This window comes from Paracoccus simplex, assembly GCF_042648325.1.
In the GTDB taxonomy this organism is placed as follows: domain Bacteria; phylum Pseudomonadota; class Alphaproteobacteria; order Rhodobacterales; family Rhodobacteraceae; genus Paracoccus; species Paracoccus simplex.
Window position 1 is genome coordinate 1 of record NZ_JBHRXE010000042.1, and the last position, 25,607, is coordinate 25,607.

Below are 25,607 nucleotides of genomic sequence, written 5' to 3' on the forward strand. Positions count from 1 at the left end.
CCCCGGCCAGCGCCAGGGCCGCGCACCAGGCCATCGGCAGCCACAACAGTCCCGCGGCCGCCGACAGCAGCGCCGCCCGCCGCAACCCCGGCCATTCCGGCGCCAGCAGCGCCCGCGCCGCCCCGGCCGTGTCGTGCATGGAATCCCCCTCGCGCATCCGGCCATCCTGCCGCAGCCCGCCGCTCCGGCCAATGCGACCGAAGGCCCTGCCGGCTTTCCGTTGCCGAAATACCCCGGGGCGTCGCGCGGCACACACGCGACGGCGACGGGGACGGGGGCCTGCGACCGGGCAAAGCCCGACCGGACCGCGGCCTAGAAGGCCTTGAAAGTGATCGTGGTCAGCGTGCGGCAGATGCCGGGAATATCGAACAGCTTCTCGGACAGAAAATGCCCGACATCCTGGTCCTCGGGGATGTAGATCTTGGCCAGCAGGTCGTAATCGCCCGAGGTCGAGTAAAGCTCGCTGACGATCTCGCGGTCGTAGATGGCGTCGGCGACCTCGTAGGTCTTGCCGGGCGAGCAACGGAACTGGACGAATACCGGGCGCATGGCGGGCCTCACATGATCTGCTGGGCCAACCTAGACCGCGTGCCCGTCCCGGGTCCAGTCCCCGCGCGCAAGCCCCCGCCAGAAGCGGCGCATCAACAGGATCGCGGCCACCGTCAGCCCGGCGACCAGCCCCAGCCACAGCCCCGCCGGCCCCAGCCCGGCGACAAAGGCCAGCCCATAGGCGATGGGCATGCCGACCAGCCAATAGCTGATCGCGGCGATGATCATCGGCACGCGCGTGTCCTGCACGCCCCGCAACAGGCCAAGACCGATCACCTGCATCGCATCGGTCAGCTGAAACAGCGCGGCATAGAACATCAGCCCGGTGGCGATGCCGATCAGCACCGGGGTTTCGGGATCGCTGCCGTCCAGATAAAGCCCGACCAGCTGGCGCGGGAACAGCACGAAGACCGCGACCGCCATCACCGCGATGACAAGGGACACCGCCGTCACCGCGATCGCGCCATCGCGCATCAGCGAGGCGTCGCCCAGACCCTTGGCCTGACCGGCGCGGATGGTGGCGGCATTCGACATGCCCAGATGCAGCATGAAGGTGATCGAGGCCAGTTGCAGCGCGATCCCATGCGCGGCCAGTTCGCGCGTCCCGATCCAGCCCATCATCACGTTCGAGCCGACGAACAGCCCGCCCTCGGCCACCATGGTCAGGCCGATGGGCAGGCCAAGCCAGAACACCGCCCTGAATTCGGCCCAGTCGGCGCGCCAGAAGCGCTGGAACAGGTGGTATTTGCGCGCCGCAGGCAGCCAGCCCGCATAGGCCACCAGCAACACCAGTTGCAGCGCCTGCACCGAGACCGAGGCGATGGCCGCACCCTGCACGCCCAGCTCGGGCGCGCCCAGTTTGCCGAAAATCAGCACCCAGTTCAGGAACACGTTCACCGGCAGACCGGCCAGCGTGACCCACAACACGACCTGCGCGCGCTCCATCGCCGCCAGATAGCTGTTCAGCGTCAGCCCGCAAAGCACCGGCAACAGACCGAACCCCGCGATGCGCAGATAATCCTGCGCCAAGGCCGCCACCTCGGGCTTTTGCCCGATGGCCGTGAGGATCGGTTCGGAAAACCACAGCAGCGGCATCGCCAGCAGCGCGAACAGGATGGACAGCCACAGCGCCATCCGGGTCGAGCGGCGGACCTCGATCTCGTCGTCGCGGGCGATGGCGGCGGCGATCAGCCCCATCACGCCGATGCCGAAGCCCATGCCCAGAAAGAACATGATGTGGAAAAACGAGGTGGCGATGACCAGCGCGGCCAGTTCCTCGACCCCGTACCAGCCGACCATCACCGTATCGGCGACCCCGATGGCCATGCGCGCCAGATGGCTGCCGACAAGCGGCAGGCCAAGCGCCAGCGTGGCGCGCAGATGCGGGGCGTAACGATCCATGGTCATGGCTCTGCCTTATCCTTGGGCAGAGGCTGCGGCAAGCCGTCACGCCGGGTCACGGCTCAGGGCCGGATCTCGACCTCGGTGCCGATGCGGGCATGGGCAAAGATCTCGGCGATCTCGGCATTGTCGACGGCGATGCAGCCGGCCGTCCAGTCGCCCTTGACCCGGTAACCGTCGGGCACCTGGTTCGGCTGGCCGTGGATCATGATGTCGCCGCCGGGACTGACGCCCAGCCGGCGCGCCGCCTCGCGGTGGCGGGGCTGCGGATAGTCGATGCCCAGCGACAGGTGATAGGCGCTCTGCCGGTTCAGCCGGTCGATGCGGAAGGTGCCCTCGGGCGTGCGGCCATCACCTTCGCGGCTCTTGTCGCCCTCGGGCGCGAAGCCCAGGGCGATGCGGAAGGTCCGGGGCGGGCCGCTTTCCTGCCAGACGGTCATGCGGCGGGCGGATTTCTCAACCAGGATGCGGCGGACCGGCGAGGCGATCGGCGTTTCCGGCCGTGCCGCCGGGCGCTGGAAGACCGGCGGCAGGGTGATGCGCGGCAGCCGGAACTCCGGCAGGCGCAGATCGGGCAGGCGCGGCCAGTGCCAGCCCGCCGCCGGCGGCTGCGGCGCCGGGACGGGCGCGGAAGGCGGCGCCCAGATCAGCCACAGCCCCCAAAGCGCCGCCGCCAGGCACAGCGCCGAGAAGATCGCGCCCAGCCGCTTCATTGCAGGTCGCGGAACGCCTCTTGCAGCCGCGCCACGGCCTCGGCCACCCGGGCGCGCGGCGTGGCAAGGTTGAAGCGCAGGAAGTCCTCGCCCCCCGTGCCAAAACTGCCGCCATGGTTGACGGCGATGCGGGCGTCCTGTTCGACGCGGCGGGTGAACTCGGCCCGTTCCATGCCGGTGCCCGAGCAATCGACCCAGGCCAGATAGGTCGCCTGCAAGGGCATCGAGCGCAGGCCGGGAATCGCGTTCACGCCGTCGTCGAACAGCCGCCGGTTGCCGTCCAGATAGGCCACCAGCGCATCGACCCAGGCCGCGCCCTCGGACGAATAGGCGGCGGCGACCATGCCCGGCCCGAACAGGCCCGGCGAGATGCCCAGCGCCAGCAGCCGGTTCTGCAGGCGCTTCCTCAGCCCCTCGTCGGCGACGATCAGGTTGCCGATATGGGCGCCGGCGATGTTGAAGGTCTTGGTGGCGGCGGTCAGCGTCACCAGCCGGGACGCGGCGTCCGGCGCCACCGTCGCCAGCACGGAATGGCGCGGGCTGCCGGGCATGACCAGGTCGTGGTGGATCTCGTCCGAAACCAGGACCAGGTCATGGGCGGCGCAGAACTCGGCGACCTGGCGCAGTTCCTCGGCGCTCCAGACCCTGCCGCCGGGATTGTGCGGCGAACACAGGATCAGCATCCGCTCGCGCCCGGTCAGCAGCTTCTGCCAGCCCTGCCAGTCCATGCGATACTGGCCGTCCTCGATCGCCAGCGGAAACTCGGCCACCTCGCGGTCTGACGCGCGGATCACCCGGGCGAAGGCGTGATAGACCGGGGTCATGACGATCACCCGGTCGCCCGGCCGGGTGAAGGCATCGACGCAGATCGCCGTGCCGTTGACCAGCCCGTGCGCCGAAAGGATCCATTCCGGCTGGACCTGCCAGCCGTGCCGCGTCTCCATCCACCAGCGGATCGACTCGAGATAGGCCGGGTTGGCGCCGGGATAGCCGTAGACGCCATGCGCCACCATCGCCTCGACCGCGCGCTGGACCGGGGCCGGCGGGCGGAAATCCATGTCCGCGACCCACATCGCGATGCCGTCCCGGGGCGAGACGCCGTAGATCGCCTGCATGTCGTCCCATTTGGAACAGGCGGTGCCGGTGCGGTCGATGAGTTCGTCGAAATCGGGCTGGGCCATGGTTTCCCCTCGTTTTCCGTTCGGGCGCAGCATAGCGGCTTGTTGCGCAAGGCCAAGGCTTGCCCTAGATCACGGTCATGACTTTGCGCAGCATCATCCTCCACCCCGATCCGCGGCTGAAGAAGCCCTGCGAGCCGGTGGCCCGCATCACCCCCGAGATCGAGACCCTGGCCGCCGACATGCTGGCCACCATGTATGACGCGCCGGGCGTGGGCCTGGCCGCGCCGCAGGTCGGCGTGCTGTCGCGGCTTTATGTCATGGATTGCGAAAAGGATCCCGAGGCGCCGCGCAATCCCATCGTCATGGTCAACCCCGAGGTGACCTGGACCTCCGAGGCGTTGAACACCTATGAGGAAGGCTGCCTGTCGATCCCCGACCAATATGCCGACGTGACCCGCCCGGCCGAGGTCAGGGTGCGCTGGCTCGGCCTGGACGGCAAGCCGCATGAGCGCGAGTTCGAGGGGCTCTGGGCCACCTGCGCCCAGCACGAGATCGACCATCTCGACGGCAAGCTGTTCATCGACTACCTGAGCCCGATCAAGCGCCAGATGATCACCCGCAAGATGGTGAAGCTGAAGCGCGAGCGCGGCCGTGCCTGAGCCCCTGTCGGGCGAGGATGCCGCGCAGGCGCCCCGGGGCCCCGACGCTGCCGCGCTTGCCGCGCAAGGGCGCATCCGCCCGATCCTGCTTTACCCCGACCCGGTGCTGCGCCGCCCTTGCGACCCGGTCGGGCGCCTGGCCTGGGACCGGGTCTCGCAGCTGGCCGCCGACCTGCTCGCGACCATGTATCACGCCGGCGGCCGCGGTCTCGCCGCGCCGCAGATCGGCGAAAGCTGGCGGATCTTCGTCATGGATCACGGCTGGAAGAACGGCGCGCCCCTGCCCCGCGTGGTCATGGACCCCGAGATCGCGCCGCTGGGCGGCGAGGTCGCGACCATGGAGGAAGCCTGCCTCTCGATCCCCGGCCGGCCGGTGGCGATGACGCGGCCGGCCGCGGTCTCGATGCGCTGTTTCGACATGACCGGGACGCTGCAATTGCTGACCCTGGCCGGGATCGAGGCCCGCATCGCCCAGCACGAGGCGGACCATCTCGACGGCCGGCTGATCCTCGACGCGCTGGACGGCCGGGATTCCGACGCGCGTTAAGCCGGCCTTAGCTGTTTCGCGCTAGACCGGGGACAGATGCCGCCGCCGGAGTCGCCGCTTGTTCCCGCTGTCCCAGATCCTCTGCTTTCTCGCCGGCCTCTGGCTTGGCCGGCGACTGGCCCGCGGCCGCGAAAGGCACCTGCCGCCCCAAGACGAATGGCATGCCTATGGACAGGGCGCCGTCCATGTCCGCCGCGATTCGCGGCGGGCGGACAGTCCGGGCCGGATTTACCTTCATTCGCCGCCGTGATAGCCCGGCGGGCATTCCTGACAAGGCCGCCCGATGACCGTCCGCCCCTTCCTGCCCTATGCCGACCGCCGGCTGCACGTCCCGGCCGAGCCGGTCGCCGCGATCACCGAAACCGTGCGGATGATCTGGGACGACATGATCGACACGATGGAGGCGATGCCGGGCGTCGGTCTTGCCGCGCCGCAGATCGGCATCATGCAGCGGCTGGCGGTGGTGGACGCGTCCGACAAGCGCGGCCAGGCGCTGCGCATGGCCAATCCCGAGATCCTGCATGCCAGCGTGCAGCTGCGCGCGCACGAGGAAGCGAGCCCGAACCTGCCCGGCGTCTCGGCCCGGATCGAGCGGCCGCGGGCGGTGACCGTGCGTTTCCTGAATGCCGCGGGCGAGATCGAGGAGCGGGATTTCGTCGGCCTCTGGGCGACCTCGGTGCAGCACCAGATCGACCATCTGGACGGCCGGCTTTATGTCGACCGCCTCTCGCCCCTGCGCCGCAAGATGCTGGTGGCGAAATCGGCGAAACTGTCGCGGCGCTGAGGGGACCGGGCCGCGGCCCGACTGCCGCCGGTCCTGTCGTGGTGAACGCAGCGTTCGCGCGTCGGATTGCGGCAGGGTCGCAGGGCTGTCTGGAACACGGAAAAACCGCATTCCCTGCGGCGGGCGGCGGGCGCGGCAGGCAGCGTGGCTCTGGTTCGGACCGGCGCCGCGATGTCCGACGCCCTGCGCCACGCGCGAAGCCGGATTGGCGATTGCCCGGGTATTTGGACAACAGAGAAGATGGCTCATGCCGTCCGCGACCTGCCCTCGGGCGGCAGAGAGACGGGTGCATATGCGTGGGTGCCGGGGTGCGGGCCGGAACCGGGACCGGGACCGCCAGGGGGCCGAGGCAGGCCGACGCGGCGGCGCAGCGAACGAATTGCAGCCAGAACCGGCAGCAGAAGACAGCGCGACGGCAGGGGACGGCGGCGAACCGATGAACGACCGTGCCGATGAACGACCGTGCAATGCGGGCCGCCGGCCGAGCGAGCGACGGGAAGGAGCAGCCGGGGCGCGGCCCGCACGGCATGGGGATGCGAGGCATGGGGATGCGAGAACCGCTTTTCTTTGCCGCGACACCCCCTTAACCTCGGGTCAGAACGGGCGGGCAGGGAGCGGCCGTCCGGCAGACCCGCGCCCGGCATTCCGCGGCCGGGCCTTCCGTTCCCGCTGAAACCCGCCCGCCTGCGCCGCGGGCCCAGCCCGGAGTCGCCAGGCCAGTGATGTTTTCCGTGCTGCCCCTTCTTGCCGGCCTGCTGTTTTGCGCCGCCTCGCTCACGCCCTCGCTGATCCCGCGCGACTGGCTGATGCAGGGCGTGCTGGCCGGGGTCTCGATGGCGGCGGGCTATGTGCTGACCCAGTTCCTGCTGGCGCTGTGGCGGGCGTTGGAGCTGCCGGTGCTGAAGGAACGGCCGGCGCGCATCGCCCATGCGGTGCTGGCCGTGCCGGTCCTGGTGCTGCTGGGGCGCGGGGTGATCCTGTCGGGCGAATGGCAGAACAGCATCCGCGCCCGCATGGGCATGCCGGATCTGGAGGTGAACAACACCGCCAAGATGCTGGCGCTGGCGCTGGCGGTCTTCCTGCTGCTGTTCGTGATCGGCAAGGCGATCCAGGCGCTTTTCGACCTGCTGCGGCTGCGGCTGGCGCGCTATATTCCGACCCGCAGCGCCAATGTGCTGGGCCTGCTGCTGGCGGCGCTGATCGTGGTGACGCTGACCCGCGACGGCGTGGTGAACTGGGCGATGCGCATCGCCGACAGGTCCTATGCCGCGGCCCAGCACCTTGCCGACCCGAAAGTCGCCCCGCCCGCCGAGCCATGGCGCTCCGGCTCGGCCGCCTCCGGCATCGACTGGGCGCTGATGGGCAAGCCGGGCCGCGACTTCGTCCTGGGCGGGCCGCGTGCCGGCGCCATCGCGGATTTCGCCGGCCGGCCGGCGAAGCAACCGCTGCGCATCTATGTCGGCCTGGCCCAGGACAACGACCCGGAGGTGCGCGCCAGGGCGGCGCTGGACGAGATGCTGCGCGTCGGCGCCTTCGACCGCAAGGTGCTGGTGCTGGCCAGCCCCACCGGCACCGGCTGGATGGACCCGGCCAGCTATGACGCGCTGGAATACATGCATGACGGCGACGTGGCGACGGTGGCGGTGCAATATTCCTATCTGCAAAGCCCGCTGGCGCTGATCTTCGAGACCGAATCCGGTCTCGACCAGACCACGGCACTGATGCGCGTGGTCTATGAACATTGGCGCCATCTGCCGGCCGACCGCCGGCCGCGGCTGTATCTGCACGGCATCTCGCTGGGCGCCTGGTCGTCGATGTATGCCTTCAACCCGTTCCAGATGATGAACGAGCCGGTCGCCGGCGCGTTCTGGGTGGGTCCGCCCTTCACCTCGACCCTGTGGCGGCAGGCCAATGGCGCGCGCCAGCCCGGCAGCCGCCTTGTCCTGCCCGAGCTGGATGAGGGCGAGGTGATCCGCTATGCCAGCCAATACGCGCCGCCCGACCGCTCGGGCCGGCCCTGGGGGCGGCTGCGCATCCTGTTCCTGCAATATGCCAGCGATCCGATCGTGTTCTACGACCCGGCCTCGTTGTGGCGGGCACCGGAATGGATGCGCGAGGCGCCGGCACCCGACGTCTCGCCCCGGCTGCGCTTCACCCCGGTGGTGACGCAGCTGCAACTGGCGGTGGACATGCTGGTCTCGACCTCGGCGCCGCCGGGCTTCGGCCACAGCTATCACGCCCGCGACTATATCGACGGCTGGGTGGCGGTCACCGCGCCCGAGGGCTGGACGGCGGCCGATACCGAACGGCTCAAGGCGATCTGCGGCCAGAACGGAAGGCCTGGATGCGCAAACGGCTGATCCTTGCGGCGGCGCTGCTGGGGCTGGTGGCGCTGGCACTGGGGCTGAACACGGCGCGCAACTATGCCGGCTGGCAGCCCGCGACCGAGACCCCGGCCGAACGGCTGGCCCGGCTGGAGCCGCATTGGCGCATCCTGCGGCCCGCGGGCCCCGGCCCGCATCCCGCTGCGGTGCTGCTGTCGGGCTGCGACGGCGTGCATGACAACATGGACTATTGGGCGCGGCAGTTCGTGGCCATGGGCCGGGCGGCGCTGATCCTCGACAGCCATGCGCCGCGGCTTCTGGACAAGGCGCAGGCCTGGCGGGCGCTCTGCGCCGGGCAGGTGCTGCCGGAGGCCGAGCGTGCCGGCGACCTGGCCGTGGCGCTGGCGGCGCTGCGCGAGATGCCGGGCATCGACGGTTCGGACGTGGCGCTGCTCGGCGCCTCGCATGGCGGCTGGACGGCGATGGAACTGCTGCGCGCGCTGGGGCAGGACGCCCCGCCGCCCGGTCTGACCGCATGGCCCGCGCCGCGCGGCACCCTGGCCGCGCAGCTTGGCCCGGTGGTGCTGCTTTATCCCTATTGCGGCCTTCTGAACGGCAGCGCCAAGGGACCGTGGCCCGGCCATGTGCAGGGGCTGATGCTGCTGGCCGAACAGGATTCGATCATCGATTCCGCCGATTGCCAAAGCATGGGCGCGGATCTGGTCGCGCGGGGCGCGCATTTGACCGTCACCACCTATCCCGGCATCAATCACGGCTTCGACCAGCGCGAGCGCTCCTCGCTTTCGCCGCTGGAGTTCGACGCCGAGGCGCGGGCGCGCGCCACTCGCGACATCCGTGCCTTCATGCAGGGTTTTGCCGCGCCCGCGCCCGGGATATGAGATCCCGACACTAAGGAGGGCAGCGATGCGCGTCATCTTCATGGGCACACCCGATTTCTCGGTCCCGGCGCTGCGGGCCATCGCCGCGCGGCACCAGGTGGTCGCGGTCTATTCCCAGCCGCCGCGCGCGGCGGGACGCGGGCAGAAGCCCCGCCCCTCGCCCGTGCAGCGCGCCGCCGAGGCGCTGGGTCTGCCGGTCCGCACCCCCGAGCGGCTGAATGCGCCGCAGGAGCAGGCGGATTTCGCCGCGCTTGCCGCCGACGTGGCGGTGGTGGTGGCCTATGGCCTGATCCTGCCCCCGCCGGTGCTGGAGGCGCCGCGGCTGGGCTGCCTGAACATCCACGCCTCGCTTCTGCCGCGCTGGCGGGGGGCGGCGCCGATCCATCGGGCGATCATGGCCGGCGATGCGGAAACCGGCGTCGCCATCATGCAGATGGAGACGGGGCTGGATACCGGCCCGGTGCTGGCCGAGGCACGCACCGCCATCGGCCCCGAGGACACCACCGCCGACCTGCACGACCGGCTGGCGGAAATGGGTGCGGCGCTGATCGTCGAGACGCTGCACCGCCTGCCCCTGCCCGCCCGGCCGCAACCGGCCGAGGGCGTGACCTATGCGCAAAAGATCGACAAGGCCGAGGCGCGGGTCGATTGGCGCCAGTCGGCCGAGGCCGTGGACCGGCAGATCCGCGGGCTTTCGCCCTTTCCCGGCGCCTGGTGCCTGATCCGGGACGAGCGGGTGAAGCTGCTGCGCGCCCGCCCCGCCGCCGGTTCGGGCGCGCCGGGACAGGTGCTTTCGGGCTTCACCATCGCCTGCGGCCAGGGCGCCATCGAGGTGATCGCGGCACAGCGCGAGGGCAAGCGCCCGATGCCCGCCGCCGAGATCCTGCGCGGCATGGCCCTGCCCGAGCGGCTGGATTGACGGCATTGTAGCAAATTCGCAACAAATTTCGGTTGTTGAGGCCCGCACGCGCCGCTCCGCGCAACCCCATGTTAATCTTTCCCTGTCAGACCGGATCCAAGGCTGTTCGATCCGGCGATCCCGAAAGCGCCTGAAAGGGGGACAACTATCATGGAGAAGCTGATCCGCGTGATGGCCGATCACTGGTGGGTGCCGCTGCTGCGCGGCATCGCGGCGATCCTGTTCGGCCTGATGGCGCTGATCTGGCCGGGGCTGACCGTCTATGCCCTGCTGCTGGTCTTTGGCGCCTATGCGATCTTCGACGGCGTGATGGCGATCATCACGGCCTTCCGGCGCAAGGCCGCGGACGACCGCTGGTGGGCCTGGGCGCTGGACGGCGTGCTGTCGGTCATCATCGGCCTGATGGCGCTGTTCTGGCCCGCGGCCACGGCGCTGGCCTTCATCATCTGGATGGCCGCCTGGGGCGTGGTCGCCGGCATCTTCCGCATCATCGCCGCCATCCGGCTGCGCGACGAGATCGAGGGCGAATGGGCGCTGGGTCTCAGCGGCCTGCTGCTGGTCGTCTGGGGGGTGCTGCTGGCGCTGGTGCCGACGGCCGGGCTGCTTGGCATCGCCTGGCTGATCGGGCTGTTCGCGCTGCTGATCGGCGCGGCGATGATCGTGCTGGCCTTCCGGCTCAGGGGGCTGAAATCGGTCTAGGTTGCCCGGCCGCAGGGGTATTTGGGCAACGAAGACGCAATCAGGTTCCGCACGGCTTGGCGCGGGTGGTCGGGTCGGCCTCGAGCGGGTTTTCCGGCCAGGGATGGCGCGGATAGCGGCCGCGCATGTCCTTCCTGACCTCGCCATAGCTGCCGGCCCAGAAGCCCGGCAGGTCGGTCGTCACCGCGATGGGCTTGCCGCCGGGCGACAGCATGGTGATGCGCAGCGGCCGGTTGCCGACCACCGGATGACGCGACAGGCCGAACAGTTCCTGCAGCCTCAGCTCGACCGAGGGGGTCTCGTGGTCGTAGTCGATGGGCACCTTGCGGCCCAGCGGCGTGACGAAATGCGCCGGCGCCGCCTGATCCAGCCGGCGCTGGCCGTCCCAGCCGATGCGCGCCTTCAGCGCCTCGGTCAGGTCCAGCGCGCGCAGGTCGGCCAGGGTCCGGGCCTTGCCGAGCCAGGGCAGCAGCCAGTCGGGATCGGAGAGCAGGCTTTCGTCATCGACCGGCCCCAGATTCCCGATCAGGTCCGGGATCAGCGCGATCCGTGCCCGCAGCCGCGCGGCACCGGGGCTCCAGCTCAGCCCGTTTGCGCGCAGCCCGTCGAAGGCGGCGCGCGCCAGCGCCTGCGGGTCGGGATCGTCCAGCGCCCGGTCGGCCAGCACCAGCGCCCCAAACCGCTCTTGCCGGCGGGCAAGGACGCGGTTGTCGCGGCGGGACCATTCCACCAGTTCGGCGGTTTCGATGCGGTCGGGGAACAGGGCGCGGATCTCGTCCTCCTCCACCGCCACCGCCATGCGGATGCGCGCCTCGCGCGCATCGCCATCAAGGTCGGTCGCCACGATCAGCCGCCGTGCGGCCAGCGCGTCGCCCTCGGGCAGCACCGCGCCCTTGCCGCCCGACAGCACATAGCGCGGCTGCTCGCCCTTGCGGCGCAGCCCGATGCGGTCGGGATAGGCCAGCGCCGCCATGGCGCCCGGCGACAGGCCGGCGCCTTCGCCCGCCATCCGGCGCAGGCGTTTCGCCTCGTCGCGGATATGGTGCAGCACGCCCTGGTTGACCGGCCAGGGGTGGCGGTCCTGATAGGCGCGCAGGTCGCGGATCGCCGCCAAACGCAGGGTCAGGTCGGCGGGCGCACCGGCCAGCGGATCGCGCTCGGCCATCAGCGCCGCCAGGTCGGCGGCCTCGCGCCCGGCCGTGACCAGCATATGCCCCAGACGCGGATGCAGCGGCAGCGGCGCCAGCCGCCGGCCGTGATCGGTGATCCGGTCGCCCGCGTCCAGCGCGCCGAGATCGCGCAGAAGCCCCCGCGCCTCGGAAAGCGCCGCCCCGGGCGGCGGGGTCAGGAAGGCGAGGTCGCGCCCGTCCGAGCCCCAGATCGCCAGTTCCAGCGCCAGCCCGGCCAGGTCGGCCACGGCGATCTCGGGCGGGGCGAAGGCGGGCAGCGCGCCTTCCTCGGCCCGCGCCCACATGCGATAGCAGATGCCCGGCGCGACCCGGCCGGCACGGCCGCGGCGCTGCTCGGCCTCGGCGCGGCTGACACGTTCCGTCACCAGCCGCGACATGCCCGAGCCGGGATCGAAACGCGCCCGCCGCGCCCGGCCGGCATCGACCACCACCTTCACGTCGGGAATGGTCAGCGAGGTCTCGGCGATCGCGGTCGCCAGCACGATCCGCCGTTCGCCGCCCGCGGGTTGCAGGGCGGCGCGCTGCGCCTTGAAATCCATGGCGCCGTAAAGCGGCAGGATCTCGGCCCGGACATCCAGCATGGCCTGCACGCGGCGGATCTCGCCCTCGCCGGGCAGGAAGGCCAGGATGGTGCCGCCCATCGCGCGCGTCTCCGCCTCTGCCTGGACGATCAGCCGCGCCGCCTCGGGCACCAGCCGGGCGCCGGCGGGCAAGGGGCGGGACAGCCAACGCGTCTCGACCGGAAAGGCCCGGCCTTCCGAGCGGATCACCGGCGCGCCCTCCATCAGCGCCGCCACCGGCTCGGCATCCAGCGTCGCCGACATCACCAGCAGCGCCAGGTCGGGACGCAGCGCCTGCCGCGCCTCCCATGTCAGGGCAAGACCCAGATCGGCATTCAGGCTGCGCTCGTGGAATTCGTCGAAGATCACGCAGCCGATGCCCGAAAGCCCGGGATCGGACTGGATCATCCGGGTCAGGATGCCCTCGGTCACCACCTCGATGCGGGCGCCCGGCACCGCCTCGCCGCGGATGCGATAGCCGACGGTGCGGCCCAGGGGCTCGCCCAGCGTCTCGGCCATGCGCTCGGCCGCGGCGCGGGCGGCCAGGCGGCGCGGCTCCAGCATGGTGATGCGGCCGGGAATGACGGGCAGCAGCGCCAGGGGCACGCGGGTGGTCTTGCCCGCCCCCGGCGGCGCCATCAGCACGGCGCGGCCATGCGCGGCCAGCGCGGCGGTCAGGTCGGGCAATACGGCGTCGATGGGCAATTGCATCCCCGCCTTATGGCAAAGCGCCGTCGGGGCGAAAAGACCTGCCTCTACACATCCGCCCCCGGCCTGCCTATCTTGACCCGGCCAAAGCGAGGGACGGAATGGGTATCGCCGACGATCTGATGCAAGGCCTGGGCATCTCCGACCCGGTGATCCGGCTGGGGGTGACGGGGCTGTCGCGGGCCGGCAAGACGGTGTTCATCACCTCTCTGGTGGCGAACCTGCTGGACCGTGGCCGCATGGCGGCGCTGCGGGCCGCGGCCGACGGCTCGCTGAAGGCGGCATGGCTACAGCCGCAGCCCGACGACACCGTGCCGCGCTTTGACTACGAACGGCACCTGGCGGCGATGACCGGCCCCGACCCGCATTGGCCCGAGGGCACGCGCCATGTCAGCCAGCTGCGCCTGTCGCTGCGCATCCAGCCGCGCGGGCTGATCGCCGGCTGGCGCGGCCAGCAGGTGCTGCATCTGGACATCGTGGACTATCCCGGCGAATGGCTGCTGGACCTGCGGCTGATGGAGAAGGATTTCGACCAATGGTCGCAGGAGGTGCTGGACCGCATGGCCGGCCGCCCCGGCGCCGGGGATTTCCGCGCCGCGCTGGCCGCCACCGATCCCGCCCGCTTTGACGAGACGGCGGCGCAGGCGCTGGCCGCCGCCTATACAAGCCACCTGCACCTGGCGCGCGAGGCGGGCTGGTCGGACTGCACCCCCGGCCGCTTCCTGATGCCCGGGGAACTGGACGGCTCGCCGGCGCTGACCTTCACGCCGCTGCCGCAAGAGATGCGCGCGACGCCACTGGGGCGCGAATTCGCGCGGCGCTTCGGGGCCTACAAGGCGCGGGTGGTGAAGCCGTTCTTCCGCGACCATTTCGCCCGCATCGACCGGCAGGTGGTGTTGATGGACGTGCTGGGCGCCATCCATGCCGGCCCGCCGGCGGTCGAGGACATGCGCCGCGCCATGGCCGACATCCTGACCGCCTTCCGCCCCGGCCGCGCGGGCTGGCTGGCGCAGCTGCTGGGCTCGCGCCGGGTGGGGCGCATCCTGTTCGCCGCGACCAAGGCCGACCACCTGCACCACATCCAGCACCCGCGCCTGACCGCAATCACCGCCGCCATGCTGCGCGAGGCGCGCGACCGCGCCGATTTCTCGGGGGCGCGGACCGAGGCCATGTCCATCGCCGCGCTGCGCACCACCACCGAGGAGATGATCCGAGAGGCAGGCGAGGAGCTGCCCGCCGTGCGCGGCACGCTGATGGACGGGCGGCAGGCGGCCTTCTATCCGGGCGAGTTGCCGGCCAACCCGGCCGAGTTGCTGGTGCCGGCAAGCCAGGGCGCGACGCGCTGGCTGGACGGCGATTACGCGATCATGGATTTCGCCCCGGCGCCGGGCACGCTGCGGCCGGGCGACGGGCCGCCGCATATCCGCCTGGACCGCGCGGCGGAATTCCTGATCGGCGACAGGCTATAGGAGAGCGCCATGGCTGACCCCCCGAAACGGCGCGGGCCGGTGCTGCTGGAAATGGGCGCGGCGCCCGGGCCGGAGGCCGCGACCGAACCCACCCAGCCCCAGCCCGGCCGAGCCGAACCGGACCGCTCCGAACCGCCCAGACCGGACCAGCGCGACCGCAAGGCGCCGCGGGCCGAGTGGCGCGAGGGCGAGGCCCTGCCCTCGCCCGCCGATGCGCCGATGATCGACGACGGGCTGCCGCCCCTGCCGCAGCCGCGCACCATGCAGCTGGTGGCGCGGCTGGTCGGGCGCGGTCCGTCGCGGCTGACGCGCTTCTTCATCAATAGCGGCGTGGCGCTGTTCACCTTTCTTTTGTCGGTCGCGGCGCTGCGTTACCTGACCGACCTGCTGAACAGCTATCCGCTGCTCGGCTGGATCGGCATCGGGCTGATGGGGCTGTTCTGCCTCGCCGCGCTGGCGATGGCGTTTCGCGAATACCGCGCCTGGTCGCGCTTTGCCGCCATCGACGGCATCAATCGCGAGGCCGGGGCGGCGCTGGCATCCGGCGACCTGAAGGCGGCGCAGCATGTGGTGGGGCGGATGGAAAGCCTGTATCGCGCCCGGCCCGAGCTGGAATGGGGCCTGACCCGGCTGCGCGAGCGCAAACCCGACGCCTATGACGCCGCGACGCTGATCGCCCTGGCCGAGACCGAGCTGCTGGCGCCGTTGGACCAGCAGGCCCGGCGCGAGATCGAGGCCGCCGCCCGCACCGTTGCCGCCGCCACCGCGCTGATCCCGCTGGCGCTGGCCGATGTGATCGCGGCGCTGGCGGCGAACCTGCGGATGATCCGCCGCATGGCCGAGATCTATGGCGGCCGCGCCGGCGCCGTCGGCGGCTGGCGGCTGGCGCGCACGGTGATGACGCATCTGGTCGCCACCGGCGCCGTGGCGGCCGGCGACGATCTGATCCATACCGTCGCCGGCGGCGGCCTGCTCGCCAAGGTCTCGAAACGCTTCGGCGAGGGGGTGGTGAACGGCGCGCTGACCGCCCGCGTCGGCATCGCGGCGATGGAGGTCTGCCGGCCCTTGCCCTTCATCCACCAGCCGCGCCCCAAGGTCGGCAACCTGATCGCGCGCGGGCTGAAGGGGCTGTTCGGCGAGGACGAGGCGAAATAGGCGCGGATTGCGCGGCCGCCGGGGTATTTGGAAAACGGTGAAAGCGCCGGCCTCCGGTCCGCGTCGCGGTTTCCTGAGCATTTGGAGAACGAGGAAGATGAGGTTTGGCCGCGTCTGGCATATGGATCGGGCATGAGATCGCGCCGCTTCGCCCTGTCGCTGATGGCTGCCGTCCTGGTCCTGGGCATCGGGGCCGGGGCGCGGGACCGGTTTGACGATTGGGTCGATGCGACGGCGCTGCCGCGGCTGGACGTGCCGGTCGGGGTCGAGGTGGTGGCGCGGGACGGCAGGCTGCTGCGCGCCTTCCAGGTCGCGGACGGGCGCTGGCGGCTGGATGCCGGGCCGGTCGATGCGCTGTTTCTTGACATGCTGACGACCTGGGAGGACCGGCGGTTCCGCCGCCATGCCGGCATTGATGCGCGGGCGCTCTTGCGGGCGGGCTGGCAGGCGCTGCGGCATGGGCGGGTGGTCTCGGGCGGCTCGACCCTGACCATGCAGGTGGCGCGGCTGATCGAGGAAGGGCCGACCGGGCAATGGGCCGGGAAGGCCCGGCAGATGCGGCTGGCCCTGGCGCTGGAGCGGCGGCTGGGCAAGCGCGAGATCCTGGAGCTTTACCTGCGCCTTGCCCCCTATGGCGCCAATGTCGAGGGCATCCGCGCCGCCAGCCTGCAATGGTTCGGCAAGGAGCCGCGGCGGCTTTCCCCCGCGCAGGCGGCGCTGCTGGTGGCGCTGCCGCAATCGCCCGAGGCGCGGCGGCCGGACCGTTTTCCGCTGGCCGCCAAGGCGGCGCGCGACCGGGTTCTGGTGCGGGCGGCGCGGGCCGGGCTGATCTCGGACGCCGATGCGCAGGCGGCGATGGCCGAGCCGGTGCCGCGGGTGCGGCGGGCCTTTCCGGCGCTGGCGCCGCTGCTGGCCGCGCGGCTGCTGCGCGAGCATCCCGGCGCCTTGCGGATCGAGACCACCCTCGATGCGCGCCTGCAGCGCCGGGCCGAGGAGCTGGCCTCGCGTGCCGTGCGCGGCGCCGGGCGGCGGCTGTCGGCGGCCGTGGTGCTGGCCGATCACCGGACGGGCGAGATCCTGGCCGAGGTCGGCGCGGCGGACTGGACGGATGGCGCGTCGAGCGGTTTCGTCGATATGGCGCGGGCCTGGCGCTCTCCGGGCTCGACCCTGAAGCCCTTCGTCTACGGGATGGCCTTCGACGACGGGCTGGCGCATCCCGAGACGCTGATCGAGGATCGGCCCACCGCCTTCGGCCGCTGGCAGCCGCAGAATTTCGACAAGCATTTCCGCGGCACCGTCAGCCTGAGAAACGCGCTGATCTGGTCCTTGAACATCCCGGTGGTGAAGCTGGCCGAGGCGGTCGGCCCGAACCGCATCGTCCAGGCGCTGCGCCGCGGCGGGGTCGAAATGCGCCTGGCCGGCGAGATGCCGGGGCTGGCGATCGTGCTGGGCGGCGCCGGCGTCACCCTGGAGGGGCTGGCCGAGGGCTATGCGGCCCTGGCGCGCGGCGGGCGGGGCATCACGCTGTCGCCGCTGCCGGGCGGCAGCCGGGAACTGGCGGCGCCGATGTTCGGCCCGGTCGCGGCCTGGCAGGTCGGCCATATCCTGAGCCAGAACCCCGCCCCACATGGCGCGCGGCAGCGGCCGATGGCCTACAAGACCGGCACCTCCTATGGGCATCGCGACGCGCTGGCGGTGGGTTTCGACGGGGCGCGGGTCGGCGCGGTCTGGCTGGGGCGGCCGGACGGCACGCCGGTGCCGGGCGCCTTCGGCGGCGAGCTGGCGGCGCCGGTGCTGTTCGACCTGTTCGACGCCCTGCCCCCGGTCGCGCTGCCGCCGCCGCCGCCGCAGACGCTGACGCTGCCGAACAGCGCCCTGCCGCTGCCCTTGCGCCGCTTTGCCCCGGCGGGCGAGGCCAGTGCCGCCGCGGCCAGCCCCGCCAGCCCCGATGCGCTGCGCCTGACCTATCCGCCGGACGGGGCCGAGCTTGAGGCGCAAGGGCCGCTGACCGCCAAGGCGCGGGGCGGGCGCGGGCCCTGGACCTTCCTGCTGAACGGTGCGCCCGCCGCCATCGCCCAGCCGCAGCCCATGGCCAGCCTGCCCAATCCCGGTCCCGGCTTCGCCGAGCTGACGGTGGTGGATGCGAATGGCGCCTCGGCGACTGCGGCAATCCGGCTGCACTGAAGCAATTTGCGCGGTTTCGGATTCGCTTGGCCTTTTCTTGTCGGCGATTTGCGACATATTCGCATCATGCTGCGCATCAACGATCAGATCACCATCCAGGAATGGGAGCTGTCCGAACAGTTCACCCGCTCGCAGGGACCGGGCGGGCAGAACGTGAACAAGGTCGAGACCGCGGTGGAACTGCGCTTCGAGGCCGAGCGGTCGCCGCATCTGGCCCCGCCGGTCAAGGCGCGGCTGCGCCGGCTGGCCGGGCGGCGCTGGACCCAGGACGGCGCCGTGCTGATCCGGGCCGAGGAAACCCGCAGCCAGGCCCGCAACCGCGAACTGGCGCGCGAGCGGCTGGCCGAGCTGATCCGCCAGGCGCTGATCGCGCCCCGCAAGCGCATCGCCACCCGGCCCACCCTGGGCAGCCAGCGCCGCCGGCTGGCCGCCAAGACCCAGCGCGGCGAGGTGAAGGCGACGCGGGGCCGCATCCGCGACGCGGAGGATCCGGCATGATCGCCGAGTTCCGCGAAAGGCTGGCGCGGCTGATCGGCCGCCGGCCGCCCGACCTGCAGGTCGCGGCGCTGTGCCTGAACGAGGCCAGCGGCGACGTGCTGCTGGTGACCAGCCGCGGCACCGGGCGCTGGATCGTGCCCAAGGGCTGGCCCATGCCCGGCCGCAGCCTGGCCGACGCCGCGCGGCAGGAGGCCTGGGAGGAGGCCGGCGTCCAGGGCCGCATCAGCGAGACCGAGATCGGCCGCTATCACTATGACAAGGACCAGGATCGCGGCTTCGCCATCCCGGTCGAGGTCCGGGTGTTCCCGCTTTACGTCGAGGCGCTGGAGGCGCAGTTCCCCGAGGCGCATGAGCGCAAGCGCCGCTGGTTCACCCCCGGGGACGCCGCACGGATGGTGGCCGAGACCGGGCTGAAGCAGCTGCTGCGCAGCCTGCCGGCGCAGCACCGGCGCCCCCCGGAATGAGGCGCGAACCCCGTGAATACCGCACGCTCGACAAGGATCTGAGCCGCGTCACCCATACCGAGCGGGCGGTGCTGCATTCGGCGCGGTCGTTCATGCGTCTGGGTCTGGGGCTGATCTTCATCGCCGCGACCGCCTATGTCGGCACCGGCTTCTTCGCCGACCAGCCGGCGCTTGGCATCCTGGCGGCCAGCATGGCCGTCGCCGCCTATCTGGCCATGTCGATCGGCGGCAACGACGTCGCGAACGCCCTGGGGCCGGCGGTCGCCGCCGGCGCCATCGGCATGACCACCGGCCTGCTCTCGGTCGCCGTCCTCGAGGTGCTGGGCGCGGTCATCGCCGGCGGCGGCGTCACCGCGACCCTGACCGAAGGGCTGGTCGGCAGCACGCTGGGCGAAGGCGAGGCGACGGCGCGGATGATGCTGGCGGCGCTGCTGGCGGCGGGCAGCTGGATCAGCCTGGCCACCTGGCTGGGCGCGCCGGTCAGCACCACCCATTCCGTGGTCGGCGCCATCGCCGGGGCCGGCATGGCAAGTTTCGGCCTGGGCGCGGTGAACTGGCCGGCGATGGCGATGATCGCCTTCGGCTGGATCGTCTCGCCGCTGGTGGCGGGGCTGATCGCCGCCGGGCTGATGGCATTGCTGCGCTGGCTGGTCATGGACCGCGAGGATCGCCTGGCTGCCGCCCGCATGTGGATGCCGGTTGCCGTCGCGCTGACCTCGGCCATGCTGGCGGGGGTGGCCGAACTGGCCTGGCACGGCACGGGACTGGCGGCGAACGCGGTGCTGGTGCTGGTCTGTGCCTTGCTGGGCTGGGTCTATACCCGGCGGCGCATCGACCGCCAGTTGCGCGGCGCCGGCGGCGGGCGGCTGGCGGTGAAGCAATTGCTGGCGGTGCCGCTGGCCGCCTCGGCGCTGGTGATGGGCTTCGCCCACGGCGCCAACGACACCTCGAACGTGGCGGCGCCCTTGACCATCATCCTCGACAGCCTGTCGGCGGCGGGCGGCGATGCGCTGCGCGGCCGGCTGGTGCTGCTGCTGGGGGGCCTGGGCATCGCGCTGGGGGTGCTGCTGTTCGGGCGCCGGCTGGTGCACATGGTCGGCAGCCGCATCACCCGGCTGAACGCCGCGCGCGCGCTTTGCGTGTCGCTGGCGACGGCGGCGACGGTGCTGGCGGCCTCGCTGATGGGCCTGCCGGTCTCGACCACGCATGTCGCGGTGGGCGGCGTGTTCGGCGTCGGCTTCTATCGCGAATGGCGCGACCGGCGGCTGGCGGCGAGCCACGCGCCGCTGCCGGACGAGGAACGCCGGCGACGGCATCTGGTGCGCCGATCCTACATGCGGATGATCCTGGGCGCCTGGCTGGTGACGGTGCCGGCGGCTGCGGCGCTGGCCGCGGCGCTGGTCTGGATCGGCGGGTTCTAGGGCGGGCTTTCCGGAAGATCCTTGTGTCCCGGCTTCGTTTCCCGGCGTCCGGCAGCACCGGCCATGCGCCCTCTTGTCGCCGGGCTTCGCCTGCGGCGCTGACCGCGCGCCCCGGTCCGGACGCGGCCGGCCGCCATCCGGTCCCGTAGGCGCCAGACCGGCGTGCCAGCCGCCCGGCCTCAGGCCCGTCGCAGCGCCGCCTCGCCCGCCGCGCGGGTTTCCGAAAGCGTGGCGCCGGTGCTCAGCGCCTCGGGGTCGAGCACCAGTTCCAGCACCGCCAGCGTCCCGGCCGCCTTGGCCCGGGCGAAGGCATCGGCGAAATCCTCCTGCCGCTCGACCCGCTCGCCATGGCCGCCATAGGCGCGGGCCAGCGCGACGAAATCGGGATTGGCCAGCGCCGTGCCCGAGACCCGGCCGGGATAGCTGCGTTCCTGATGCATGCGGATGGTGCCGTAATGGCCGTTATTCGCCACGATGACGATGACGGCGGCGCCATGCTGGGCGGCGGTCGAAAGCTCGTTCACGGTCATCTGCAGGCAGCCGTCCCCGGCCATGCAGACCACGATGCGGCCCGGATGCTGCAGCTTGGCGGCGATGGCGGCCGGCAGGCCGTAGCCCATCGAGCCCGAGGTCGGCGCCAGCTGCGTGCCCCAGCGGCGGAAGCGGTAATAGCGATGGATGAAGGCCGCGTAATTCCCCGCGCCATTGGTGACGATCGCGTCCGGCGGCAGGTGGTCGGAAAGCCAGCGCACCGTCGCCTCCATCCGCACCGCGCCCGGGGTGGGGCGGGGCTGCTGCCAGGCCTCGTAGCCCGCGCGCAGCCCGGCGGTCCAGGCGTCCCAGCGCGTCGCGTCGGGCAGCGCCGCCAGCGCCGCCACCACCGCGCGCGGATCGGCCGCCAGCCCGGGATCGGGCCGCCACAGATGCCCCAGCTCGTCGGGCGAGGGATGGACATGGATCACCCGCGCCCGCGGGCGCACCGGGTCCATCAGCTCATAGCCGCGGGTCAGCGTGTCGCCCAGCCGCGAGCCCAGCGACAGCAGGCAATCCGCCTGCGACAGCGCCTGTCCCAGCGCCGGGTTCATCCCGACACCCAGGTCGCCGACATAGTTCGGATGCGCATTGTCCATGTGCCCCTGGCGGCGGAAGGGCACCGCGACCGGCAGGCCCCAGCTTTCGGCGAAACGCGCCAGATCCCCGGCGGCGGCCTGCGACCACAGCGTCCCGCCCGGCACCACCAGCGGCCGCTCGGCCCCGGCCAGCGCATGGGCGATGGCCGCGACCGACTCGCCGGCGACGGCGGAAAGCGGCGCGGCGGGCGGCGCGATGTCGGGCACCTCGGCCCGGGCCGAGATCATGTCCTCGGGCAGCGCCAGCACCACCGGACCCGGTCGACCCGACATGGCAAGGTGGAAGGCGCGCGAAAGATATTCCGGGATACGCTCGGTCTGGTCGATCTCGGCCACCCATTTCGCCAGCGGGCCGAACATGGCGCGGTAATCGACCTCCTGAAAGGCGTCGCGGTCGCGGTCGCCGCGGGCGATCTGGCCGACGAACAGGATCATCGGCGTCGAATCCTGCCGCGCCACATGCACCCCGGCGCTGGCATTGCTGGCGCCGGGGCCGCGGGTGACGAAAGCCACGCCCGGGCGGCCGGTCAGCTTGCCCTGCGCCTCGGCCATCATCGCGGCGGCGCCCTCGTGCCGGCAGGTGACGTTCTGGATGCCCGAGGCGTAAAGCCCGTCCAGCACCGCCAGGAAACTCTCGCCGGGGACCGAGAACACCCGCCCGACCCCGTTCGCCTTCAGCGCATCGACCAGTATCTGCCCGCCATGCCGCATCGCCGTCCCCTTCGCTGCTTTTCCGGTCGGCAGTCTGGGCCAGCTTGCGGCGGGCTGGCAAGCCATCGCCGGCCCGGCGGCACCATGTCGCAGGGGGCCGGCCCTCGGCGCTATTGACGCATTTCGCCTGCAGGCAGACGCTTTCCCGAGGATCGCGGCCGCAAGCCGGCGGTCCGCTTGGGGAGGAGAGTAACAAGTGACACACGGCGGCGCTATCAAGCGTTCGATCGTCTTTTTCATGGTGCCCGATTTTACCATGATCGCCTTTGCCACCGCGCTGGAGCCGCTGCGGGCCGCCAACCGGATGCTGGGCTATCAGGGCTATCGCTGGCGGCTGGCCAGCGTCGACGGCCGGCCGGTCCGGGCCTCGAACGGGGTGGAATGCACGGTCGACACCTCTCTGGAGGAGGAGCGGCGCAAGCTGGCCGGCTCGGATCGACCCTCGATGGTGATCGTCTGCGCCGGGCTCAACATCGAGACCTATCAGCAGCGCCCGGCCTTTGCCTTCCTGCGCGAGGTGAACAGCCGCCGGGTGGCGATCGGCGGGCTGTGCACCGGGGCCTATGTGCTGGCGCGGGCCGGGCTGCTGGCCGGCCGGCGCTGCGCCATCCATTGGGAGAACCTGCCGGGCTTCGCCGAGGCCTTCCCGGCCGCCGATGTCCATGCCGACCTGTTCGAGGTGGACGGCACCATCTATACCTGTGCCGGCGGCACCGCGGCGCTGGACATGATGCTGCAGTTGATCCGCGACGATTTCGGCGAAAGCCTGGTGAACCGGGTCTGCGAGCAGCTGCTGACCGACCGCATCCGCAGCCCCGGCGACCGCCAGCGCCTGCCGCTGCGCGCCCGGCTGGGCATCCACAATCCCAAGGTGCTGACCATCATCGAGCTGATGGAGGCAAACCTGGCCGAACCGCTGTCCCTGGTCGAGATCGCCGGCCATGTCGGCCTGTCGCGCCGCCAGGTCGAGCGGCTGTTCGATCACGAGATGGGCCGCTCTCCGGCGCGCTACTATCTGGAGATCCGGCTTGACCGCGCCCGCCACCTGCTGATGCAATCCTCGCTGTCGGTCTTCGAGGTGGCGATGGCCTGCGGCTTCGTCTCGGCCTCGCATTTCGCCAAGTGCTACCGCGAGCTTTACGCCCATTCGCCGCAGCAGGAGCGGGCCGAGCGCAAGATCATCCCGCTGGCGCAGGCCAGCTGAGCAAGGCCGGGCCCGGGCCACCCGCCCCTGCCCGGCCGGTTTCAGCCGTCCAGAAAGGCCCGCTGGTGAAACCTCTGCACCACGGCCGGGTAGCGCCATGCCACGCCTTCGGGGCAGGCGTTGCGTGCCAGACAACCGGAAGCGCCGCAGCCGGCGCCTTCGGGGCGGCGCAGATGCGTCTTGCAGGCAGCCGGGTCGAAGCCCCCCGGCCCGTAGGCCGCGACCGGGCAGGCCCGCAGGCAGGGCCTGTCGGCGCAGGAATCGCAAGGGTGCGGCGCGCCGGCCGCCGCGTTCAGACGCTGCAGCGCGGCGGGCGCCAGCGGGCAATCCAGCAGCAGCGCGCCGCGAAACGCGTGCCACAGGCCAAAGCGCGGATGCATCAGCACCCCCAGCGGCGAGGGCTTCAGCCCCTCGGCCCGCATCCCCCATTGCTGGAACGGCGCGAAGGGCCGGTCGTTGGGCATCAGCACCCGCGCGCCGATGGCGGCGGCCGCCCTCTCCAGCACCGCGCGCGACCAGCGGTCAAGCGGATCGGTGGGCGGCGGATCCTGCCGGTCCCGCCAGCGCGTGAAAACCGGCCAATAGCCGGCGCCGGCATTGCCGACCAGAAGCACCGCGGCCGCCGGCTGGCCGTCCGGCCCCGGCGGTCGCGGCTCATCCGCCGCGAAATTCAGCCCGCCGCGCAGCACAAGGCCGCTGGGACCAAGCGCGGCCCAGACCCGCTCGGGCCGTTCAGCGCCCAGGCCGCCCCGGCGCGGTGGTGCGCCACACCTCACGATGGATCAGCTCCTCCACCTTCTCGCGCGCTGAGACCGGCGGCTTTCATGTGAAGGCGTCCGGCATCGAGGCTTTCTTGCGCGCCACGAAATCGGTCAGGCTTTCGGCGATGCCCGGGTCCAGCGGCGGCGGCTCGTAGCTCTCCAGCCAGCGCCGGGCGATCTGGTTGGCGCGCTGCGCGGCGGTCTTTTCGCCCTCGGCCTGCCATTGCTCGAAGGAATTGTTGTCGGCCACCAGCGAGCGATAGAAGGCGGTCTGGAAATTCGCCTGGGTATGGGCGCAGCCCAGGTAATGGCTGCCGGGCCCGACCTCGCGGATCGCATCCAGCGCCAGGCCGTTCTCGGACAGATCGACGCCGGCGGCGAATTTCTGCGCCATGCCCAACTGGTCCACATCCATGATGAACTTCTCGTAGCAAGCGGAAAGCCCGCCTTCCAGCCAGCCCGCGGCATGCAGGACGAAATTGGCGCCGCACAGCAGGGTGGCGTTCAGCGTGTTGGCGCTTTCATAGGCCGCCTGCGCGTCGGGGATCTTCGCGGCGCAAAGCGAGCCGCCGGTGCGGAAGGGCAGCCCCAGCCGCCGCGACAACTGCGCCGCGCCATAGGCGACCAGCGACGGTTCGGGCGTGCCCATGGTCGGCGCCCCCGACTGCATCGACATGGACGAGGCGAAGGTGCCGAACAGCACCGGCGCACCCGGCCGCACCAACTGGACGAAGGCGGCGCCGGCCAGCACCTCGGCCAGCACCTGGGTCAGCGCCCCCGCCACCGTCACCGGGCTCATGGCGCCGGCCAGGATGAAGGGCGCGACGATGCAGGCCTGGTTCGCGCGGGCATAGACCTTGGCCGCGCCCAGCATGGTGTCGTCGAACACCATGGGCGAATTGGCGTTGATCAGGCTGACGGTCACGGCATTGCGGTCGACGAAATCCTCGCCGAACAGCAGCCGGGCCATCGCCACCGTGTCCTCGGCCCGCTCGGGCGCCGTGACCGAACCCATGAAGGGCTTGTCCGACAGCGTCATATGCGCCAGCAGCATGTCCAGGTGACGCTTGTTCACCGGCACGTCCACCGGCTCGCAGACCGTGCCGCCGGAATGGTGCATCGAGGGCGCCATATAGGCCAGCTTCACGAAATTGCGGAAATCCTCCAGCCTGGCATAGCGGCGGTTGCCGTCCAGGTCGCGCACGAAGGGGGGCCCATAGACCGGGGCGAAGACAGTGGCATCGCCGCCGATCTGCACCGAGCGCGCCGGGTTGCGCGCATGCTGGGTAAAGACGCTGGGCGCGGTCTTCAGCAGCGTCCGCGGCAGCCCCTTGGGAAAATGGACGCGCTGGCCGCGCAGGTCGGCGCCGGCCTCCTTCCACAGCGCCAGCGCCTCGGGATCGTCGCGGAACTCGATCCCGACCTCCTCCAGCACCGTGTCGGCATTGGCCTCGATCAGGGCCAGCCCCTCCTCGCTCAGCACCTCGTAATTGGGCGCCTGGCGCCTGATATAGGTCAGCTGCCCGCCGGGGCCGCC

22 protein-coding genes are annotated in these 25,607 nt (G+C 71.5%); 14 read left to right on the plus strand and 8 right to left on the minus strand.

What is annotated here, in order from left to right; translation table 11 throughout:
* Positions 1–312 precede the first annotated feature (312 nt).
* Genes ACFOMP_RS14990 through ACFOMP_RS15005 form a run of 4 tightly spaced genes read right to left on the minus strand, consistent with a single transcriptional unit; the run spans position 313 to position 3,844 of the window.
* The gene (locus tag ACFOMP_RS14990; protein WP_019352577.1) at positions 313–549 is read right to left on the minus strand and encodes an Lrp/AsnC ligand binding domain-containing protein; all 237 of its coding nucleotides are present in this window, start codon (positions 547–549) and stop codon (positions 313–315) included.
* 30 nt (positions 550–579) lie between these two features.
* The gene (locus ACFOMP_RS14995; RefSeq protein ID WP_379031931.1) at positions 580–1,956 is read right to left on the minus strand and encodes an MATE family efflux transporter; all 1,377 of its coding nucleotides are present in this window, start codon (positions 1,954–1,956) and stop codon (positions 580–582) included.
* Between the two features lie 56 nt (positions 1,957–2,012).
* Positions 2,013–2,663, minus strand: coding sequence for a L,D-transpeptidase family protein (locus ACFOMP_RS15000; protein WP_379031934.1), 651 nt, complete (start codon positions 2,661–2,663; stop codon positions 2,013–2,015).
* Entirely contained in the window at positions 2,660–3,844 is a 1,185-nt protein-coding gene (locus ACFOMP_RS15005) for a MalY/PatB family protein (protein WP_379031937.1), read from the minus strand. The genes ACFOMP_RS15000 and ACFOMP_RS15005 overlap by 4 nt, the downstream gene beginning before the upstream one ends.
* Before the next feature lie 77 nt (positions 3,845–3,921).
* On the opposite strand from ACFOMP_RS15005, the gene def (ACFOMP_RS15010) reads away from it, so the two are divergent.
* The 7 genes from def (ACFOMP_RS15010) (at position 3,922) to ACFOMP_RS15040 (ending at position 10,615) form a co-directional block, all read left to right on the plus strand.
* The gene (def, locus tag ACFOMP_RS15010) at positions 3,922–4,443 is read left to right on the plus strand and encodes a peptide deformylase (RefSeq protein WP_289894406.1); all 522 of its coding nucleotides are present in this window, start codon (positions 3,922–3,924) and stop codon (positions 4,441–4,443) included.
* Positions 4,436–4,990, plus strand: a complete 555-nt coding sequence (locus ACFOMP_RS15015; protein WP_289894407.1) for a peptide deformylase — start codon at positions 4,436–4,438, stop codon at positions 4,988–4,990. Before def (ACFOMP_RS15010) ends, ACFOMP_RS15015 begins: the two co-directional genes overlap by 8 nt.
* 283 nt (positions 4,991–5,273) lie before the next feature.
* Positions 5,274–5,774, plus strand: coding sequence for a peptide deformylase (gene def / locus ACFOMP_RS15020; RefSeq protein WP_289894408.1), 501 nt, complete (start codon positions 5,274–5,276; stop codon positions 5,772–5,774).
* Between the two features lie 722 nt (positions 5,775–6,496).
* On the plus strand, positions 6,497–8,134 hold the full coding sequence (locus tag ACFOMP_RS15025; RefSeq protein WP_289894409.1) for an alpha/beta hydrolase: 1,638 nt from the start codon (positions 6,497–6,499) through the stop codon (positions 8,132–8,134).
* Entirely contained in the window at positions 8,119–8,997 is an 879-nt protein-coding gene (locus tag ACFOMP_RS15030; RefSeq protein ID WP_379031942.1) for a dienelactone hydrolase family protein, read from the plus strand. The genes ACFOMP_RS15025 and ACFOMP_RS15030 overlap by 16 nt, the downstream gene beginning before the upstream one ends.
* Positions 8,998–9,022: 25 nt before the next feature.
* Positions 9,023–9,916, plus strand: a complete 894-nt coding sequence (gene fmt / locus ACFOMP_RS15035) for a methionyl-tRNA formyltransferase (protein ID WP_379031945.1) — start codon at positions 9,023–9,025, stop codon at positions 9,914–9,916.
* A gap of 150 nt (positions 9,917–10,066) precedes the next feature.
* Positions 10,067–10,615 carry an HdeD family acid-resistance protein gene (locus tag ACFOMP_RS15040; RefSeq protein ID WP_379031948.1) on the plus strand — a complete coding sequence of 183 codons (549 nt, stop codon included), beginning with the start codon at positions 10,067–10,069 and terminating at the stop codon, positions 10,613–10,615.
* A gap of 40 nt (positions 10,616–10,655) precedes the next feature.
* On the opposite strand, the gene hrpB is transcribed toward ACFOMP_RS15040, so the two are convergent.
* On the minus strand, positions 10,656–13,076 hold the full coding sequence (hrpB, locus tag ACFOMP_RS15045) for an ATP-dependent helicase HrpB (RefSeq protein ID WP_379031951.1): 2,421 nt from the start codon (positions 13,074–13,076) through the stop codon (positions 10,656–10,658).
* A 98-nt stretch (positions 13,077–13,174) separates the two neighbouring features.
* On the opposite strand from hrpB, the gene ACFOMP_RS15050 reads away from it, so the two are divergent.
* From ACFOMP_RS15050 to ACFOMP_RS15075, 6 genes are all read left to right on the plus strand, one after another.
* A complete protein-coding gene (locus ACFOMP_RS15050; RefSeq protein ID WP_379031954.1) occupies positions 13,175–14,542 on the plus strand; it encodes a YcjX family GTP-binding protein in 1,368 nt (455 codons plus the stop codon).
* A gap of 9 nt (positions 14,543–14,551) precedes the next feature.
* Positions 14,552–15,697: a YcjF family protein gene (locus tag ACFOMP_RS15055; RefSeq protein ID WP_379031957.1), complete on the plus strand. Its 1,146-nt coding sequence runs from the start codon at positions 14,552–14,554 to the stop codon at positions 15,695–15,697.
* Positions 15,698–15,829: 132 nt separating this feature from the next.
* Positions 15,830–17,881, plus strand: a complete 2,052-nt coding sequence (pbpC, locus tag ACFOMP_RS15060; protein ID WP_379031960.1) for a penicillin-binding protein 1C — start codon at positions 15,830–15,832, stop codon at positions 17,879–17,881.
* A 66-nt stretch (positions 17,882–17,947) separates the two neighbouring features.
* On the plus strand, positions 17,948–18,379 hold the full coding sequence (gene arfB / locus ACFOMP_RS15065) for an alternative ribosome rescue aminoacyl-tRNA hydrolase ArfB (protein WP_289894417.1): 432 nt from the start codon (positions 17,948–17,950) through the stop codon (positions 18,377–18,379).
* On the plus strand, positions 18,376–18,843 hold the full coding sequence (locus tag ACFOMP_RS15070) for an NUDIX hydrolase (protein WP_289894418.1): 468 nt from the start codon (positions 18,376–18,378) through the stop codon (positions 18,841–18,843). The genes arfB and ACFOMP_RS15070 overlap by 4 nt, the downstream gene beginning before the upstream one ends.
* The gene (locus ACFOMP_RS15075) at positions 18,840–20,264 is read left to right on the plus strand and encodes an inorganic phosphate transporter (RefSeq protein ID WP_379031963.1); all 1,425 of its coding nucleotides are present in this window, start codon (positions 18,840–18,842) and stop codon (positions 20,262–20,264) included. Before ACFOMP_RS15070 ends, ACFOMP_RS15075 begins: the two co-directional genes overlap by 4 nt.
* 179 nt (positions 20,265–20,443) lie before the next feature.
* On the opposite strand, the gene ACFOMP_RS15080 is transcribed toward ACFOMP_RS15075, so the two are convergent.
* Positions 20,444–22,105, minus strand: a complete 1,662-nt coding sequence (locus ACFOMP_RS15080; RefSeq protein WP_379031966.1) for a thiamine pyrophosphate-binding protein — start codon at positions 22,103–22,105, stop codon at positions 20,444–20,446.
* 196 nt (positions 22,106–22,301) lie between these two features.
* On the opposite strand from ACFOMP_RS15080, the gene ACFOMP_RS15085 reads away from it, so the two are divergent.
* The gene (locus ACFOMP_RS15085; RefSeq protein WP_289894421.1) at positions 22,302–23,309 is read left to right on the plus strand and encodes a GlxA family transcriptional regulator; all 1,008 of its coding nucleotides are present in this window, start codon (positions 22,302–22,304) and stop codon (positions 23,307–23,309) included.
* Between the two features lie 41 nt (positions 23,310–23,350).
* Here the strand turns inward: ACFOMP_RS15085 and ACFOMP_RS15090 are convergent, their stop codons facing one another.
* Together ACFOMP_RS15090 and ACFOMP_RS15095 are read right to left on the minus strand one after the other, a co-directional pair.
* A complete protein-coding gene (locus tag ACFOMP_RS15090; protein WP_379031969.1) occupies positions 23,351–24,085 on the minus strand; it encodes a hypothetical protein in 735 nt (244 codons plus the stop codon).
* Positions 24,086–24,131: 46 nt separating this feature from the next.
* Positions 24,132–25,607, minus strand: a 1,476-nt coding sequence (locus ACFOMP_RS15095) for a trimethylamine methyltransferase family protein (RefSeq protein ID WP_379031972.1), incomplete at its 5' end; no start/stop codon positions are given.